Source organism: Pseudomonas sp. V88_4, from assembly GCF_029967985.1.
Taxonomy (GTDB): domain Bacteria; phylum Pseudomonadota; class Gammaproteobacteria; order Pseudomonadales; family Pseudomonadaceae; genus Aquipseudomonas; species Aquipseudomonas glycinae.
On the sequence record NZ_JASCAF010000040.1, the window covers coordinates 241,580 to 258,496 of the forward strand.

Sequence of the window (16,917 nt, forward strand, 5' to 3'; positions counted from 1 at the left end):
CACTAGAGAAACGACTTGGCGATGCGTTACAGCGATCGGTAAAAGTTTTTTTGCCGGGCACAAAAAAACGGCCCGAAGGCCGTTTTCTGTTTGAAGCGATCCATCAACCGCCGAGGTATGCCTCGCGCACTTTCGGGTCGGTCAGCAGCGCTTCACCGGTGCCTTGCATCACCACCCGGCCGTTCTCCAGAACGTACGCACGGTCAGCGATTTTCAGCGCCTGGTTGGCGTTCTGTTCGACCAGGAACACCGTCACACCGTCCTTGCGCAGCTGTTCGATGATGTCGAAGATCTGCTGGATGATGATCGGTGCCAGGCCCAGCGACGGCTCGTCGAGCAGCAGCAATTTCGGCTTGCTCATCAGCGCACGGCCGATGGCGAGCATTTGCTGTTCGCCGCCGGACATGGTGCCGCCGCGCTGATTGAAGCGTTCTTTCAGGCGTGGGAAAAGTCCGAGAACCTTGTCCATCTGTTCCTGATAGTCGCCCTTGTCGGTGAAGAAACCGCCCATGGACAGGTTTTCTTCGACGGTCAGACGGGCAAACACCCGACGACCTTCCGGCACCACGGCGATGCTCTTGCGCATGATCTGCGACGAGTCCTGGCCGACCAGTTCCTCACCCATGTAGCGGATGCTGCCGCTGTGGGCCTGCGGCGAACCACACAGCGTCATCAGCAGGGTGGACTTGCCGGCACCGTTGGCGCCGATCAGGGTCACGATCTCGCCCTGGCGGACTTCGACGTTGACGCTGTGCAGGGCCTGGATCTTGCCGTAGAAGGTGGAAACGTTTTCGAACTGCAGCATTTACGCTTCCCCCAGGTAGGCTTTGATCACTTCAGGATTGTCGCGGATCTGTTCCGGCGAACCGTTGGCCAGGGGCGTGCCCTGGTTGATCACGACGATGTGGTCGGAAATGCTCATGACCAGTTTCATGTCGTGTTCGATCAGCAGCACAGTCACATTGTGCTCTTCACGCAGCACGCTGATCAGCGCCTTGAGGTCTTCGGTTTCCTTCGGGTTCAGGCCCGCGGCCGGTTCGTCGAGCATGAGGATCCGCGGACGGGTCATCATGCAGCGGGCGATTTCCAGACGACGCTGCTGACCGTAGGCCAGGGTGCCGGCGGGGCGGTTGGCGAACTCTTTCAGGTTGACCTTTTCCAGCCAGTACTCGGCGAACTCCATTGCCTCGCGCTCGCTCTTGCGAAACGCCGGGGTCTTGAACAGGCCGGACAGGAAGTTGGTGTTCAGGTGACGGTGCTGGGCGATCAACAGGTTCTCGACCGCCGTCATGTCCTTGAACAACCGCACGTTCTGGAAGGTCCGCACCACGCCCTTGAGGGCGATCTTGTGGCCCGGCAGGCCCTGGATCGGCTCGCCGTCCAGCAGGATGCTGCCGCCCGATGGCTGGTAGAAGCCGGTGAGGCAGTTGAACACGGTGGTCTTGCCGGCGCCGTTCGGCCCGATCAGCGCCACCACCTGTTTCTCCTTCACGGTCAGGGCCACGCCGTTGACCGCCAGCAAGCCGCCGAAGCGCATGCTCAGATTTTCGACTTTAAGGATCTCGCGGCTCATTTTCGCAACTCCATGTGTGGGCGTTGCATCGGCAGCAGACCTTGTGGACGCCAGATCATCATCAACACCATCAGGGCACCGAACATCAACATGCGGTACTCACTGAACTCACGCATCATTTCCGGCAACAGGATCATCACCACGGCCGCGAGAATCACGCCCAGCTGCGAGCCCATGCCACCCAGCACCACGATGGCGAGGATGATCGCCGACTCGATGAAGGTGAACGACTCCGGCGTCACCAGACCCTGACGGGCGGCGAAGAAGCTACCGGCGAAACCGGCGAAGCTCGCACCCAGGGTGAACGCCGAGAGCTTGATCACGGTCGGGTTGAGACCCAGCGCGCGGCAGGCGATCTCATCTTCACGCAGCGCTTCCCACGCACGGCCGATCGGCATGCGCAGCAGGCGGTTGATGATGAACAGCGCAGCCAGCGCCAGCAGCAGAGCAACCAGGTACAGGAAGATCACCTTGTTGATCGAGTTGTATTCCAGGCCGAAATACTCGTGGAAGGTTTGCAGGCCTTCCGCAGCCTTGCGCTCGAAGGTCAGGCCGAAGAACGTCGGTTTCTCGATGTTGCTGATGCCGTTCGGGCCGCCGGTGATGTCTGTCAGGTTACGCAGGAACAGGCGGATGATTTCCCCGAAACCGAGGGTCACGATCGCCAGGTAGTCGCCGCGCAGACGCAACACCGGGAAGCCGAGCAGGAAGCCGAACGTCGCCGCCATCAGGCCGGCAATCGGCAGGCAAATCCAGAAACTCAGGCCGTAGTAGTGCGACAGCAGCGCGTAGCTGTAGGCGCCGACAGCGTAGAAGCCGACGTAACCCAGGTCGAGCAGACCGGCCAGACCGACCACGATGTTCAGGCCCAGGCCGAGCATCACGTAGATCAGGATCAGCGTCGCAATATCCACTGCGCCGCGGGAGCCGAAGAACGGCCACACCAGCGCACCGATGATCAGGGCGATGATGAAGTAGCGCTGGGTGGTCGGCAGGGTCAGGAAGTTGCTGGCCTTGGCCGGGATCAGCGGCATGCCCGGCGACGAACGCCACGCCTTGCTGATCTGCTGGTTGAACAGCACCCGCAGGAACATCAGCACCGAGCAAATGGCGATGGTCGCCAGAATGGCCGGGCTGGTGTTGTGCACTTCCAGGTTGATACCGACGATGGTCAGTTTCAGACCCAGTACCGGATAGGCCACGGCCCAGACCAGCAAGGCGCTGAACAGCGCCTGTTTAAGATTCCTGTTCATACTTTCTCAACCTCCGGACGGCCCAGAATGCCGGTCGGACGGAACAACAGCACCAGAACCAACAAGCCGAAAGCCACGACGTCCTTGTACTGGTCGCCGAAGATATCGGCGCCAAAGGCTTCCGCCACCCCGAGCACCAGCCCGCCGAGCATGGCGCCGGGGATGCTGCCGATCCCGCCCAGTACCGCAGCGGTGAAGGCCTTGAGGCCGACGAGGAAACCGGCGTTCGGGTTGATCACGCCGTACTGCATGCTCAGCAGCACGGCCGCGACAGCCGCCAGCGCAGCACCGATGACGAAGGTCAGGGCGATGATGTTGTTGGTGTTGATGCCCAGCAGGTTGGCCATCTTGATGTCTTCGGCGCAGGCGCGGCAGGCGCGGCCCAGGCGAGAGCGGGAGATGAACAGCGTGAGGCCGAGCATGGCGATCAGGGTCACCGCGAACACCACGATCTGCATGTAGGAAATCAGCACTTCATGTGCGCCACCTGGGCCGAAGGCGAAGTTGCCCGGAATCAGGTTGGGGATTGCTTTGTCCTTGGAGTCTTGCGCCAGCAGAACCGTGTTCTGCAGGAAGATCGACATACCGATCGCGGAAATCAGCGGGATCAGACGGTTGCTGCCGCGCAACGGGCGGTAGGCAATGCGTTCGATGCTGTATCCGTAGGAACTGGTGACGACGATGCTGGCGATGAACGCCACGGTCATCAGCAGCGGGACGCTTTCGAGTCCCATCATGGTCAGCCCGGCGATGGCGATGAACGCCACGTAGGAACCGATCATGTACACCTCGCCGTGGGCGAAGTTGATCATTCCAATGATGCCGTAGACCATCGTGTAGCCGATGGCGATCAGGGCATACATGCTGCCAACGTTCAAGCCGTTAACCAGCTGTTGGAAGAAGTGATAGATGTCAGGCATTACAGCGCTCCTAAAAACCTGATACGCATTTCACTGGTGGAGTCATTTTCCCGCCCGGTCCCGTGGATCTTTATCCACTTCGAATCCGGGTTTTGCCAGCGAACCGCTGATGACGGTTTTGAGATTTTCAGGTGGGGAGACTGGCGGATCACGCCAGCGCGGCCCAATACATTCGTAAAACAAAGCCCACGGCACGCCGTGGGCTTTGTTGGCAGTCAGTCAGGCAGGGCCTTACTGAGGCGACACTTCGGTTTTAGGTTTGCCGTTGTGCCACTCGTAGACCACGAATTTGAAGTCCTTCAGGTCGCCCTTGGCGTCGAAGCTCAGGTCGCCGGTCGGGGTCTTGAAAGTACCGGCGTGGATGGCTTCAGCCACCTTGGCAGCATCTTCGGACTTGGCAGCCTTGATACCTTCGGCAATCACTTCAACGGCCGAGTAGGACGGGAACACGAACGGACCGCTCGGGTCTTCTTTCTTGGCCTTGAATGCATCGGCCAGGGCCACGTTGGCCGGATCCTGGTCGAAGGACTTCGGCAGGGTCACCAGCAGGCCTTCGGACGCGTCCTTGGCGATCTGGGTGATCGAGTCGTTACCCACGCCTTCCGGACCCATGAACTTGGCTTTCAGGCCTTTTTCCTGGGCTTGACGCAGGATCAGACCCAGCTCCGGGTGGTAGCCGCCGTAGTAGACGAAGTCGACGTTGGCTTGCTTGAGCTTGGCGATCATCGCGGAGAAGTCCTTGTCGCCGGCGTTGACGCCTTCGAACACGGCAACCTTGGTGCCTTTCTTCTCGAGGGTGGATTTGACGGCAGTGGCGATGCCTTCACCGTACTGCTGCTTGTCGTGCAGCACGCCGACGATTTTCGGCTTCACGTGATCGGCGATGTAGTTACCGGCGGCAGGGCCCTGGGCGCTGTCCAGACCGATGGTGCGGAAGACCATCTTGTAACCACGGTTGGTGATGTCCGGGCTGGTGGCAGCCGGGGTGATCATGATCACGCCTTCGTCTTCGTAGATGTCCGAAGCAGGCTGGGTGGAGCTGGAGCACAGGTGACCGACCACGAACTTGACGCCGTCGTTGACGACCTTGTTCGCTACCGCTACCGCTTGTTTTGGATCGCAGGCGTCATCGTATTCAACGGCTTCGAGCTTCTTGCCGTCGACGCCGCCTTTGGCGTTGATCTGTTCGATGGCCATTTTCGCGCCACTGAACTGCATGTCGCCGTACTGGGCTACTGGACCGGTTTTAGGGCCGGCGATACCGATCTTGATGGTGTCAGCTGCGAACGAATGGCTGGCAACCCCGGCCAGAACCATAGCGGCAAACAGTTTGGAAATCTGCTTAGTAGCCTTAGTCATAGTGCTCCACTCTTACTGTTGTATTTTTTTAGAGTCCTGACGCCGTAGCAGCAGAACCGGGACAGATATCTAGGCGATACCCTCCGGAAATGCCCCCGGCAACTGTACCGGTACAGTGTAGAGCGCCGGTTGTTGGCCTGGGAAGCTGGCGCCAGGGGGCAAAACCTGAGGGTGTCGCTTTAATGAAAGAAAAAGACAGAATTGCGGCGGGACGTTCAGAGGGCTTATGCCCAATCATCAGCATTCCCTGGCGTTCCTGCTCTTTTCGTTCGGTACGGCCTTTTGCAACCGGGTTTTTCTGCCGAACCACCGACGTTATCATTCGCGCCGATTTCTTTTCCGGACAGCCCCATGAATCAAGAACCTAGCACCCTCTATGCCAAGCTGCTTGGTGAAACCGCATCTATTACCTGGAAAGAGCTGGAGCGCTTCTACGCCCAGGGTGCCCTATTGTGGGTCGACCCCGGCCTGGATTTGATCGCGGTCGCTGAGGCCGTGGCGTCGGATCAGGGCGAGAAAGTCGCCGCCTGGCTGGCCGAAGACAAGGTCGCCAAGCTGTCTGAAACGCGGGCGCTGGATATTTTCGAGCGTGATCCAGAGATGTGGGCCGTGGTGGTCCGGCCGTGGATCCTGGTCCAGGAAAGGGCATCGGTTTGATGGGGTGCACCTTGTTGGTGCGAGTGATGACCGCGAAAAAGTGTGTAGCGGAGTAGCGTGATGGCATGTTGCCGTAGAGAAATGCCACAAGCATGGGTGGCATAACGGTGACGTAAACGTAAAGGGCACAGTTTAGTAAGCAGAATAAGGGCTGCTTAATTGTGTCGGGATGTTGGAAGGGCTGAAATCTTCAGTGAATTTCGGGGCCTCATCGCTGGCAAGTTGAATCGTCGCACCGCAGCTCCCACAGTTTTCGTGGTGTCCACAATATTCGTGTTCACTCGAACCCTGCGGGAGCTGGCTTGCCAGCGATGGGGGCGACCCGGTCTTCGATCAGACCGAGTAAGACTTGCCGGTATGGTTGTTCAGCGAGATGACCTTGGTCTTGCCGATCCGGTGACGGTAGATCTCGCGCAGGTACTTGATCGACTTCTTCACGCAATCGCGCGACAGGCGAATGTCATTGATCGAGACAAACTTCTCTTTGTCGTTGATCAGTTCGCGGTACTTCTTCTCGTACATCGGCTTGATCGCGTACCAGTTGGTATCGAGGATCTTCGCCGGGTTCTCGAATTCGTTGAGCAGGTCGTCGATGCGGTCTTCGTCGAACTCCTCCTGGATGATGAAGTCGAGGATCGAGTTGTCCAGGGTCTCGTCAAAACGGTATGGGGTCTTGGCGAAGCAACGCTTGATGAACGCCACGATCAGCGTCAGGAAGTCGTCCGACAGGCACGGGCTCTTGGCGATCAGAGTGGTCAGCGACAGGTTGGCCGAGGCGCCGATCACCAGCGCGTAACGCTTGAGCGTGGTGTTGGGAAACAGGCTGTTGAGGTGGGTCTTCAGCCGGTTCAGGTCCATGTACGACAGCTTGTAGTCTTTCGGCAGCGAAACGATCGAGACCACCGACGAGCAGTTCTTGAAGAAGTGCAGGTCATGCAGCGCGGCCGCGTCGTAACCGGAATTCTTGTACTGCTCCAGCGAAGCGCGATAGCGCTTGGACTCGATCGGCAGCAGGCTGATGCCTTCGATGGCCTGGGTCACTTTGTTGAAGTGCGGCAGGTCGATCGAGCGGAAGAACAGGTCGTCGATGTTCAGGCGCTGCGGCTCTTTGTCGAACACCTTGAACTTGTCGCTGCTTGGCGGCGGGGTTTCCGGCACTACCGATTCTGCATAGGCAATCGCCACCGGGCCGGCCAGGCTCATGAACAGGTCGTTGGCGTCCAGGCGAATGGTCTCGCCGATGTCGATCCCGGCGCGACGGAAATAGTTCTGGTCGTAGTCGGTCGTAACCGCCTGGGCCGTCAGAATGTTGAAGATCTGCTGCGAGATGTATTGGTTTGCGTGCTTCTCCATCGCATTGACATCAATGTTCTGGATGTTGCCGTCATCACTCTCTTCGGCGTAACGCATGATGTCGTTGGAGATCAGCATCATCGCGTTCCATGGGCGGATACGGCCCATGACGCTGGCTTCGCTGCTGTCTTCGTTGGCGAAGTTGTACGAAAAATCCCATTCTTCCGACAGGTATTTGCACAGCAGACGACCGGCGTTGATGTGCAGCGCCTCGGACATTTCGCTGCGGTGGTCGGAAATGTTCGGCAGCACGCAGATGCCGCTGGTGAAGATCGGCTCGAACACGAACGAATGACCGCTCTTGCCGTCATGTTCGTCCATCGGCTTGGTGTCGAACGTCTTGTTCATGTACGAGTGCTGCTGGGCCAGGCCGAATTCCGAGGCCATGCCCGAACCGGTACCGCCGCCGGCACTGAAGATCGAGAAATACAGGCGCGACTGGTTGGCCTTGATGCCGCAACTGTCGATCAGGTACGAGTGGATCATTTTCCAGTCAGGGCTGGAGAAGCGCTGGGTGTCCTTGTTCAGGATGATCTTCGCCAGGTACTGGCCGAGGATCGGCGCGTTACCGGCGCCACCGGCGTGGACTTCCGACAAGTCCATGATCTTCATCTTGCTGTAGTCGCGCAGGAAACCGCTCTTTTCGCCCTTGCGCGAGAAGCGGATACGTCCGGCAATGTCCTTGTCCAGGTCGCCGAGCATCACCAGCGGTTCCACCAGGAACACCGGTTTGGTCGACTTGTTCGGGCCGATCCGCAGATTCTGCTTGATCCACTGGGCCGGGCTGTAGCCTTTGTCGGAGGCCAGGCGACGGTCAGCCGCGCGATCCTCGTTGTTGAATTCGTTGAGGTAGAACTTGCGTGCGTTGTACACCAGCTCTGCCACGTCGAGGGCGATGTTGGAGCCGCAGCGACCGAGGCCGATCAGGCACACCGACGGAAATTCCTGATCGTTGTGCTGTTCGTTGTCGCCTTCCAGGTGCGGTGGGCGCGGGAACACCAGATCACGCAGGCCATCGAGGTTGTCGAGGATGCGGTCGGTGTTGGTTTCGGTGAAGTACAGGTATTGCTGGGTGCCCAGCGGGCGCGAAGGTGGCAATGGCTTCATCGGGGCAGGGCTGTTCGCCGCAGGGCTCAGAGTCAGATCGGATACCGCAGTGGCCGGATTGTTTTTAGAAGTCATTGAGCGCCATCTACCTGGACTGGTTGGTTCAACGACCGCTGTCGTCGAACCTCACGGAATGGGAATCTCGCGTCTTTTTTCTGCGCGTATTTGGCCCGTGCGTCAGGGTTATGGCCTGAGTGCCGCGCGGGGGAATCCTTTCCTGATTGATGATGGATCGGCCATTATTCGGCGATCTTTAATCAAAAGGAGGCTAAATGATGTCAACGCGACCTTCGTTGGGTTTTGCCGGAATCGGCCTGATGGGCCTGCCGATGTGCCGCCGCCTGCTGGCCGCCGGTTACCCGCTGACCGTGTGGAACCGCAACCCGGCCAAGTGCGCGCCGCTGGTCGAGGCCGGCGCCCGGCAGGTGGTGACCCCCGCTGAACTCTGTGAACAGGCTGACGTGGTGATGCTGTGCCTGGCCGACACCGCGGTGGTGCACGAGGTGGTGTTCGGCCCGGCCGGCGTGGCCGAAGGGGCGAAACCCGGTCAGTTGCTGGTGGATTTTTCCAGCCTCGAACCGACGGCCACCCGTGAAATGGCGGCTGAACTGGCCGACAAGACAGGCATGGCCTGGCTCGATTCGCCGGTGTCCGGCGGGGTGGTCGGGGCCGAGGCCGGCAGCCTGGCGATCATGGTCGGCGGTGATGCAGCAGATCTTGATCGCGTACGCCCGGTATTGCTCGAACTCGGGCAGCGCGTCACGCACATGGGCGGCGTCGGCGCCGGTCAGGTGACCAAGGCCTGCAATCAGATGATCGTCGCCTGCAACGCCCTGGTGATCGCCGAAGTGGTGGCGCTGGCCGAGCAGGCCGGGGTCGATGCCAGCCTGATCGCCGAGGCGCTGGCCGGTGGTTTTGCCGATTCCAGACCGTTGCAGATTCTTGCCCCGCAAATGGCCGAAAGTCGTTTCGAACCGGTGAAGTGGCACGTGCGCACGCTGCTGAAAGATCTGGATACCGCCGTGAAGTTTTCCCGGGAAACCGGCTCGGCCACGCCGATCAGCGGATTGGCCGCACAACTGATGCGCCTGCATGGGGCGCAGGGTTTTTTGCAGAAGGATCCAGCGACACTGGTGCAAATGTACCGCGCGCCAGACTCAACGGATTGACCGCGTGCGCGTGTTTGCGCTGATTGATTTCCTCCAGCACCGGGCGCAGTTCGGCCAGTGGCACCGGGCGGCTGAGCAGGTAACCCTGAATGAAGTCGCAGCCCGAGCGCTCGAGGAATTCGTACTGCTCCAGGCTTTCGACGCCTTCGGTGACCACCTGCAAATGCAGGGTGTGCGCCATGACGATGATCGCCTGGACGATCTCCATGTCGGCGGTGGCCTTGGGAATGTCGAGGATGAACGAGCGGTCGACCTTCAGAGTGTTGAGCGGCAGGCGCTTGAGGTAGGCCAGCGACGAATAGCCGGTGCCGAAGTCGTCGATCGACAGTGACACGCCGAGGGCGCGGATCTGTCGCAACAACACCAGCGTGTTGGCGATGTTGCCCATCAAGGCGTTTTCGGTGACTTCCAGTTCCAGCCGTTCCGGGGCGACCCCGGCGCTGCGCAAGGCGTGCTCGATTTCATTGGCCAGTTCTTCCCGGGCCAGATTCAGCGGTGAGCAGTTCCAGGCGATCTTCAGTTCTGAACAGCCATGGCGCGACAGTTCGCCAAGGTCCTCACAGGCCTTGCGCAGGACCCAGTTGTCGAGCTCGGCAATCAGGCCGTTGTTTTCGGCGATGGCGATGAATCGGTCCGGGGTGAGCAGGCCGTGCACCGGGTGCTGCCAGCGGATCAGCGCTTCGAGCTTGGTGACCTTGCCGGTCTTGAGTTCGAAGATCGGCTGGTAATACAACCGCAGGCCGTTCTCTTCACGCAGGGCGTGGCGCAGTTCCTCTTCCAGTTGCAGCTCAAGGCTGGCGCGGTTTTTCAGATTGGAATCGAAGAAATGCACGCCGTTGCGCCCGGCGCCTTTGGACTGGTACAGCGCCAGATCCGCGTGCTTGAGCAGTTCATCGCAGGTGGAGCCGTCCTCGGGGAACAGACTGATGCCGATACTGGTGGTCATCACCATGCGCCGACCGGCGAGTTCGATCGGCTCTTTCATCTTGAGCATGATGCGCTGGGCCAGATTGCGTGCCTCTTCGCGGTCGCGCAGACCGATCAGGATGCAGAACTCGTCGCCGCCGAATCGCGCCACCACATCTTCGTGGCTGCGCACCGAGCCCTTGATGTGCTGGGCGATGACTTTGAGCAGTTCGTCGCCGGCGTCATGGCCGAGGCTGTCGTTGATGCGTTTGAAGTGGTCGATGTCGAGGAACATCACTGCCAGCATGCCGCCTTCGCTGGTTTTCTGGCTGAGTTTTTCGGCGAAGATCTGATTGAAGCCGCGCCGGTTGATCAGGTTGGTCAGGGCGTCGTAGTTGGCCACGTGCTGCAGCGACATGCGTGCCTGATCGAGCTGGCTGAGCAGGGCGTTGACCCGGCGCAGATCGTGCTCCTTGTTCTGCAGCTTCTTGTCGGCCAATGCGGCGCTTATTGCGCTGCCGAGGATCAGCAAGGTGATCAGCGCGACGGTCAGGCCCAACTGCAAATGGCTGGTTTGCGACGCCAGGGTCGGCAGTTGCCCTTCGGGCAGCACCAGTTGCAGTGCCGCCATGCCGGTGAAGTGCATGCTGAGGATGCCCGCGCCGAGAATCAGCGCTGCTACGTATTTGAGCATCTGAATGTGCAGGCCACTGCCTTCGCGCAGATAACCGGCGACCCATAACGCCGCGAAGCTGGCGCCGATCGCGATCACGATCGAGGCCAGAAACAGAGTGGGGTCGTAGTAAGCCGTGGCGGCGGATTCGATGGCGGCCATGCCGACGTAGTGCATGCCGGCGATGCCCAGACCAATGACGATGGCGGTCTTGAGGTATTGCAGCAGGCTCGGCTGGGGCGTGCTCAGGGTGTGCATCGCCAGCCAGGACGCCAGTAGCGCGATCACCAGGGAAAACAGGGTCACGGGCAGGTCGTACTGAATGCCGATCGGCGCCTGGAACGCCAGCATGCTGATGAAGTGCATGGCCCAGATGCCGCCGGCCAGACAGGTTGCACCGATCCAGCGCCATATCCGCTGCGAGCCGGGCTCTTCGGCGTGGGCGACCCGTTCGGCCATGTCGAGGGTGGCGAAACTCGCGGCGCAGGCGACCAGGTAGGCCACCAGCACCAGCAGGGGATTGTGTGTGCAATTGAGGATGACCTGCCCGCTCTCCGGCTGCTCGGCAACAAACTGCAACCCAAGCCACTCCATAGCATGCCCCGTCTCTGAGTGCGTCCTTACTGCGTCATCAACGCAGGCGAATGGTTGCAGTATAGAGGCGGTTTTTGCCGTGCACGCGGTAGTGGCACATTGGTGCTAATGATTTCGGCATTAGCCTCATAGCGAATGGCGCTAAGCGTGCACAGGCCTGAACTCAGGCGACTTCGTTCCAGTGCGGTTGCAGCGGTGGCAGGCCGAAACGGGCCCGCGCCTTGTCGCAGTCGGTGTTCTGTTCGCCGTTTTCCCACGATGCTTCGAATTCGCGGCAGGGGCTGGAACGCTTGTCGTAGATCGTGCAGCTCACGGCTTTTCCGACTTCGCCCTCCAGCGCGGTACAGCGCGGCGCCTTGCGGTCGGTACCGATCATCGCGACCCGGCTGGGCGTGATCTGGGTGACCAGTTCATCGGGTACGGTCCCGCCGGAGGATGCGCATTCACCCCAGAAAAATGACACACGAAAATGGGAACAGCAGGCACCGCAATTCAGACACGGACTGACTTCGGACATGGGCGGGATATCAAAGGGGTTGATCGGCAGGATCCGGACGGATCCGGCGGCCATTCTAGGCTTCGCCACGGCGTTGGGAAGGGGGGCGTGAAAGTATTTTTTCATTGCCGGATTTTTCCGCAAAACCCCCGGTTTTCGGGGGATTCGAAGCATTTCAAGGGCTTACGTTTCGTAACACGGCCATGGCCCGTCATCAGGCTTGCGAATGATCACAGACAGCCCCGACGAGCGTGACTAGATTGCAGGTTCCGGGCTCGGATGCGTTGGTAGTGAAGCCCTCATAACAATAAAGAGACGGACCCATGCAGAACTCGACCCAAGCGGCGAATGCCTGGCGCATTCTGTTCCTGCTGTTCCTTGCCAACCTGTTCAACTTCTTCGACCGCACCATCCCGGCGATCATCATCGAGCCGATCCGCATGGAATGGCACCTCAGCGACTTTCAGCTGGGGATCGTCGGCACCGCGTTCACCCTGGTCTATGCGATCGCCGGCTTACCACTGGGGCGCATGGCCGATACCGGTTCGCGCAGCAAACTGATGGGCTGGGGCCTGGCGACCTGGAGCGCGCTGACGGCGGTCAACGGTCTGGTCGGCAGTTTCTGGAGTTTCCTGCTGGTGCGCATGGGCATCGGCATCGGTGAAGCCAGTTACGCGCCCGCCGCCAACTCGCTGATCGGCGACCTGTTCCCGGCCCATCGCCGGGCCCGGGCCATGGGCATTTTCATGCTCGGCCTGCCGCTGGGGCTGCTGCTGGCCTTCTTCACCATCGGCTGGATGGTCAAGGCTTTCGACAGCTGGCGCGCGCCGTTCTTCATCGCCGCCGTGCCGGGGCTGGTGCTGGCGGTGTTCATGTTCTTCATCAAGGAACCCAAGCGCGGCGCGGCGGAAACCGTGCAGGTGTCTCAGGAAAAAGTCGACAAGCCGATTCGTCGGGTTCTCGCCATTCCGACCTTCCTGTGGCTGGTGATGGCCGGGTTGTGCTTCAACTTTGCGACCTACGCCTGCAACTCGTTCCTGGTGCCGATGCTCCAGCGTTATTTCCTGATGCCGTTGCAGGAAGCGGCGGTGGCGACCGGGGTAATCGTCGGTGTGACCGGGCTTATCGGGCTGACCCTCGGCGGCTGGATCGCTGACAAGATCCACCAGCGGGTGGCCAACGGCCGACTGCTGTTTGCTGCGTTCAGCCTGATCATCTCGACCCTGTGTACGGCGTGGGCGCTGCATGCCGGGCGTATTGAGATCGGGGTGTTTGTCGCGGTGTTCAGTGTGGGCTGGCTGTTCGCCTACAACTTCTACACCTGCGTGTACACGGCGATTCAGGACGTGGTCGAGCCACGCCTGCGGGCTACGGCGATGGCGCTGTTCTTTGCCGGCTTGTATTTGCTCGGCGGCGGTCTGGGTCCGGTGGTGGTCGGCGGTTTGTCGGATCACTTCGCCAAGTCGGCGATGGCCTCGGCGGGCGCCGAGCAGATGACCGAAGCGTTCAAGGCCGTCGGCCTGCATGATGCGATGTACCTGATTCCGGTGGCGCTGTTCCTGACCATGGTGTTCCTGTTCCTCGCCTCGCGCTGTTTTGTGCGGGATGCCAAGCGGATGAAGGAAGGGCTGGTGGCGGTGGTTGAGCCAGAGGTTGCAGCGGTGACTGCATAACCGCTATCGCTGGCAAGCCAGCTCCCACAGTGACCGAGTCGTGTACATAATCTGTATCCAAACCGAAACCTGTGGGAGCTGGCTTGTCGGAACGCCGCATCGCAGCGATGAGGCCATCAGCATCAGCTAATAAATAACAGACAAACAAAAAGGCCCGCATCGCTGCGGGCCTTTTCATTTGTGGCGATGGAGCAGGGCGGTTTAGCCCGCCACCAGCACCCGGATCGCTTCCAGTCGTAGCGCGGCCTTGTCGAGCATCGCCAGACCTTGTTCACGCTGCTTGCGCAGAGCGTCCAGTTCGCTGTCGCGCACGGTCGGGTTGACCGCCTGCAACGCGGTCAGGCGTGCCAGTTCTTCGTCGGTGTCGGCTGCCAGACGGCGGCGGGCCTCGGCGACGCGCTCGGCGTGGCGCGGGGTGACCTTGTCTTCACCGGCGTTGATCCGTGGTGTCAGCTGATCGCGCTGGGCCTGGATGAACTTGTTGGCGCTGGCGCGCGGCACGCTTTCCAGTTGATCGTTGAGGGTTTCGAACGCCACGCGCGACGACAGGTCGTTGCCGTTGGCGTCGAGCAGGCAGCGCAGGGCGGCCGGCGGCAGGTAACGGCCCAGTTGCAGCGAGCGCGGGGCAACCACTTCGCTGACGTAGAGCAATTCCAGCAAAACAGTGCCTGGCTTGAGCGCCTTGTTCTTGATCAGCGCAACGGCGGTGTTGCCCATCGAACCGGACAGCACCAGATCCATGCCGCCCTGCACCATCGGGTGTTCCCAGGTGATGAACTGCATGTCTTCGCGCGACAGCGCCTGGTTGCGGTCGTAGGTGATGGTCACGCCTTCGTCGTCGCCCAGCGGGAAGCTGGCGTCGAGCATCTTCTCGCTCGGCTTGAGGATCAGGGCGTTTTCCGAATGGTCTTCGCTGTCGATGCCGAAGGCGTCGAACAGGGTTTCCATGTAGATCGGCAGGGCGAACTGATCGTCCTGCTCGAGGATGGCCTCGACCAGCGCCTCACCTTCGCCGGCGCCGCCGGAGTTGAGCTCCAGCAGACGGTCGCGACCGGTGTGCAGCTCGGCTTCCAGACGTTCGCGCTCGGTGCGCGCCTCGTCGATCAGCGCTTGCCATTCGCCGTCGTCGGCTTCTTCGAGCAGCGGCAGCAGGCGCGGGCCGAACTGATGCTGCAAGGCGTTGCCGGTCGGGCAGGTGTTGAGGAACGCGTTCAGGGCTTCGTGGTACCACTGGAACAAGCGCTCTTGCGGGCTGGTTTCCAGGTACGGCACGTGCAGTTCGATGATGTGCTTCTGGCCGATCCGGTCGAGACGACCGATCCGCTGTTCCAGCAGGTCCGGGTGCGACGGCAGATCGAACAGCACCAGGTGGTGGGCGAACTGGAAGTTACGACCCTCACTGCCGATTTCCGAGCAGATCAACACCTGTGCGCCGAACTCTTCGTCGGCGAAGTAGGCGGCGGCGCGGTCACGCTCGAGGATGTTCATGCCTTCGTGGAACACCGTGGCCGGGATGCCGGAGCGCACGCGCAAGGCGTCTTCCAGGTCCATCGCGGTTTCGGCGTGGGCGCAGATCACCAGCACTTTGGTGCGCTTGAGCATTTTCAGCTGGTCGATCAGCCATTCGACGCGCGGGTCGAATTTCCACCAGCGTTCTTCTTCGCTGGCGTCCGGCTGGGCCTGGAAGCTGACTTCCGGGTACAGCTCGGCGTGTTCGCCCAGGGGCAGTTCGAGGTATTCGTCCGGGCACGGCAGCGGGTACGGGTGCAGCTTGCGCTCCGGGAAGCCCTGCACGGCGGCGCGGGTATTACGGAACAGCACGCGGCCGGTGCCGTGGCGGTCGAGCAGTTCACGCACGAGGCGGGCGCTGGCTTCGGTGTCGCCATCGTTGACGGCGGTGAGCAGGGCTTCACCTTCGTTGCCGAGGAAACCGTGGATGGTCTTGTGCGCGGCCGGCGACAGGCGACCCTTGTCCAGCAGTTCCTGAACGGCTTCGGCCACCGGGCGATAGTTTTCGCTCTCGGCACGGAAGGCGGCCAGGTCATGGAAACGGTTCGGGTCAAGCAGGCGCAGACGGGCGAAGTGGCTGTCCTGGCCGAGTTGTTCAGGGGTGGCGGTGAGCAGCAGCACGCCGGGAATGACCTCGGCCAGCTGTTCCACCAGCGAGTATTCCGGGCTGACTTTGTCTTCGTGCCACACCAGATGGTGGGCTTCATCGACCACCATCAGGTCCCAGCCGGCAGCGAACAGTGCGTCCTGGGCCTTCTCATCGTCGACCAGCCACTCCAGCGCCACCAGGGCCAGTTGGGTGTCTTCGAACGGGTTGGTGGCATCGCTTTCGATGAAACGTTCTTCGTCGAACAGCGCGACCTGCAGGTTGAAGCGGCGGCGCATTTCCACCAGCCATTGGTGCTGGAGGTTTTCCGGCACCAGGATCAGTACGCGGTTGGCGCGGCCCGACAGCAACTGACGATGGATCACCAGACCGGCTTCGATGGTCTTGCCCAGACCCACTTCGTCCGCCAGCAATACCCGCGGCGCGATGCGGTCGGCGACTTCACGGGCAATGTGCAGTTGGTGGGCGATCGGTTGTGCGCGCACGCCGCCCAGGCCCCAGAGCGAAGACTGCAACTGGCGGCTGGTGTGTTCCAGGGTGTGGTAACGCAGGGAGAACCACGCCAGCGGGTCGATCTGGCCGGCGAACAGACGGTCGCTGGCCAGACGGAACTGAATGAAGTTCGACAGCTGGGTTTCCGGCAGGGTGACCGCTTCGTTCTGCGCGTTGAGGCCGTGGTAGACCATCAGGCCGTCGACGTCGTCGACTTGCTGGACGGTCATTTTCCAGCCTTCGAAGTGAGTGATCGAATCGCCCGGCGAGAACCGCACGCGGGTGAGGGGCGCATTCCGTAGCGCGTACTGGCGAGTCTCGCCAGTGGCCGGGTAAAGCACGGTCAACAAGCGGCCGTCCTGTGCCAGAACGGTGCCTAAACCAAGCTCTGCTTCGCTGTCACTGATCCAGCGTTGCCCCGGTTGATACTGCTGCGCCATGCTGCCTGACTCCCACCTTGAAAAAGCGGGCTATCTTAACGGAATGAGGGCCCGAGGCCAAAGGATAAGGAGCCACGGTCGGCTTTTAACCGCAATCGGCCAATTGCAGGGAAGATTAGGTCATGCATCGGTTTTA

12 protein-coding genes are annotated in these 16,917 nt (G+C 60.8%); 3 read left to right on the forward strand and 9 right to left on the reverse strand.

Annotation, left to right across the window (positions count from 1 at the left end; all coding sequences use genetic code 11):
• Nucleotides 1–103: 103 nt before the first annotated feature.
• From QLG12_RS16420 to QLG12_RS16440, 5 genes are all read right to left on the reverse strand, one after another.
• On the reverse strand, nucleotides 104–805 hold the full coding sequence (locus tag QLG12_RS16420; protein ID WP_003222380.1) for an ABC transporter ATP-binding protein: 702 nt from the start codon (nucleotides 803–805) through the stop codon (nucleotides 104–106).
• Complete coding sequence (gene livG / locus QLG12_RS16425) at nucleotides 806–1,573, reverse strand: high-affinity branched-chain amino acid ABC transporter ATP-binding protein LivG (protein ID WP_197868662.1); 768 nt, start codon at nucleotides 1,571–1,573, stop codon at nucleotides 806–808.
• On the reverse strand, nucleotides 1,570–2,826 hold the full coding sequence (locus tag QLG12_RS16430; RefSeq protein ID WP_085697438.1) for a high-affinity branched-chain amino acid ABC transporter permease LivM: 1,257 nt from the start codon (nucleotides 2,824–2,826) through the stop codon (nucleotides 1,570–1,572). Before QLG12_RS16430 ends, livG begins: the two co-directional genes overlap by 4 nt.
• Nucleotides 2,823–3,746, reverse strand: coding sequence for a high-affinity branched-chain amino acid ABC transporter permease LivH (gene livH / locus QLG12_RS16435; protein WP_197868661.1), 924 nt, complete (start codon nucleotides 3,744–3,746; stop codon nucleotides 2,823–2,825). The genes QLG12_RS16430 and livH overlap by 4 nt, the downstream gene beginning before the upstream one ends.
• Nucleotides 3,747–3,977: 231 nt before the next feature.
• Complete coding sequence (locus QLG12_RS16440) at nucleotides 3,978–5,105, reverse strand: branched-chain amino acid ABC transporter substrate-binding protein (RefSeq protein ID WP_197868660.1); 1,128 nt, start codon at nucleotides 5,103–5,105, stop codon at nucleotides 3,978–3,980.
• A gap of 351 nt (nucleotides 5,106–5,456) precedes the next feature.
• On the opposite strand from QLG12_RS16440, the gene QLG12_RS16445 reads away from it, so the two are divergent.
• Complete coding sequence (locus QLG12_RS16445; protein ID WP_197868659.1) at nucleotides 5,457–5,762, forward strand: DUF2288 domain-containing protein; 306 nt, start codon at nucleotides 5,457–5,459, stop codon at nucleotides 5,760–5,762.
• Nucleotides 5,763–6,095: 333 nt separating this feature from the next.
• On the opposite strand, the gene QLG12_RS16450 is transcribed toward QLG12_RS16445, so the two are convergent.
• On the reverse strand, nucleotides 6,096–8,297 hold the full coding sequence (locus QLG12_RS16450) for a hypothetical protein (RefSeq protein ID WP_011332804.1): 2,202 nt from the start codon (nucleotides 8,295–8,297) through the stop codon (nucleotides 6,096–6,098).
• 197 nt (nucleotides 8,298–8,494) lie between these two features.
• Between QLG12_RS16450 and QLG12_RS16455 the strand changes: the two genes are divergently transcribed.
• Nucleotides 8,495–9,391, forward strand: coding sequence for an NAD(P)-dependent oxidoreductase (locus QLG12_RS16455; RefSeq protein WP_197868657.1), 897 nt, complete (start codon nucleotides 8,495–8,497; stop codon nucleotides 9,389–9,391).
• Here the strand turns inward: QLG12_RS16455 and QLG12_RS16460 are convergent.
• Nucleotides 9,282–11,564, reverse strand: coding sequence for a bifunctional diguanylate cyclase/phosphodiesterase (locus tag QLG12_RS16460; RefSeq protein ID WP_236194283.1), 2,283 nt, complete (start codon nucleotides 11,562–11,564; stop codon nucleotides 9,282–9,284). The genes QLG12_RS16455 and QLG12_RS16460 overlap by 110 nt on opposite strands.
• A 163-nt stretch (nucleotides 11,565–11,727) precedes the next feature.
• Nucleotides 11,728–12,081, reverse strand: a complete 354-nt coding sequence (locus QLG12_RS16465) for a YkgJ family cysteine cluster protein (RefSeq protein ID WP_064382949.1) — start codon at nucleotides 12,079–12,081, stop codon at nucleotides 11,728–11,730.
• Nucleotides 12,082–12,383: 302 nt separating this feature from the next.
• Here QLG12_RS16465 and QLG12_RS16470 point away from each other — a divergent pair, with 302 nt between their 5' ends.
• A complete protein-coding gene (locus QLG12_RS16470) occupies nucleotides 12,384–13,733 on the forward strand; it encodes an MFS transporter (RefSeq protein WP_282474915.1) in 1,350 nt (449 codons plus the stop codon).
• 201 nt (nucleotides 13,734–13,934) lie between these two features.
• Here QLG12_RS16470 and rapA read toward each other — a convergent pair whose 3' ends face one another.
• Entirely contained in the window at nucleotides 13,935–16,781 is a 2,847-nt protein-coding gene (rapA, locus tag QLG12_RS16475; protein WP_085748196.1) for an RNA polymerase-associated protein RapA, read from the reverse strand.
• Between the last annotated feature and the right edge of the window lie 136 nt (nucleotides 16,782–16,917).